1 protein-coding gene is annotated in these 1324 nt (G+C 41.6%); it reads left to right on the forward strand.

Annotation, left to right across the window (positions count from 1 at the left end):
• The coding region (locus DF185_RS23685) for a hypothetical protein (protein ID WP_207784735.1) at positions 1–1324 on the forward strand (1324 nt) is incomplete at both ends.

The following is a 1324-nucleotide window of genomic DNA, read 5'->3' on the forward strand; positions in this document are numbered from 1 at the left end:
GGAGCTCCGGGGTCGGCCTGGCAGGTAAATGGCAAAAATAAAGTTCAAATAGACTATGCTACCAACCATGGAACTGAAGTATTGCTTTTTGAATTGAATGGTGACAAACTGGAACAGACAAAACATTACAGTGCGAACCAGTTGTACAAAACCATTACCAAAGACGAGAATTATACATCAGGCAATTTGCACAGCACAGAAGAATTCAAGGACAAACTGGGACAGGTGGTTCTAAAGCGAAGCTATGTGAAAGTTTCCACTTCTATTAAAAAAGTAGACACCTACTATGTATACGACGATTATGGCCTGCTACGCTATGTATTGCCACCCAAAGCCGTTGAAACCTATCTGAATGGAGGCAGCACCGCTTATACCTCAACATCGGGCTACAAGGTAATCGAAAGTAACGAAAGTCTGAGTGCAGCAGAGACAGATGCCGACAAATATTTCGTAAAGCAAAATGCCAGTTTAACGCTAAAGCCCGGTTATCATTTTAAAGCCAGCTCTACTCAATCGCTACTCATCAAATCCGAACAGGTAAATATGGATGAGTTCAATGAACTGATTTACGTTTACAAGTACGATGGTAGAAAGCGCATGATTGAAAAGAAACTGCCGGGAGCCTTGCCTGTTTACATGGTTTATGACAATCGTGACCGTTTGGTAGCCACCCAAGATGGAAACCAAAGAGCACAAAACAAATGGTTGGTCACCAAATATGATCATTTGAACCGTCCTGTTTTAACAGCTTTGTATTCGCCAACACTAAAAAGTGGTAATGTAAAAAAGAATGGGGAAGATTTGAAGACTGATGTCGATGCATTTTATGCAGTTTCAAGTAACCCCATGTTCGAATGCCGAGGATCCGGTCTTAAATCCTACAACAACAAATCATTTCCAACAGGCATAAGTGATACTGATGTATTAACAGCCACTTATTACGATGATTATACATTTGATCATTGTCCGCAGTCGGCATACAATCCAAACCAGCTTGCACTTTCAGCTTTGGAAACGGCCTTGTTGCCACTGCCCAAAGGACAAGTAACCGGTACTTGGGTAAAAACCCTGAATGCCGATTCAGGGAAGCCGGGCGGATTGTGGACCGTAAATTTCTACGACAAAAAATACCGTGTTGTTCAAACCTATAGTGATAATTACCTGAATGGTTACGATAGAATTACCAACCAGTATGATTTTGTAGGAAAAGTAGACCGAAGTATACACGAGCATGTGGCATTAGGAAAAACCATTGTAGAAAACAAATGGATGAAATACGATCATGCAGGACGCTTAACCAAGGTGGAGTTGGCATACAGTGGAG

This window comes from Marinifilum breve (genome assembly GCF_003202155.1).
Classification (GTDB): domain Bacteria; phylum Bacteroidota; class Bacteroidia; order Bacteroidales; family Marinifilaceae; genus Marinifilum; species Marinifilum breve.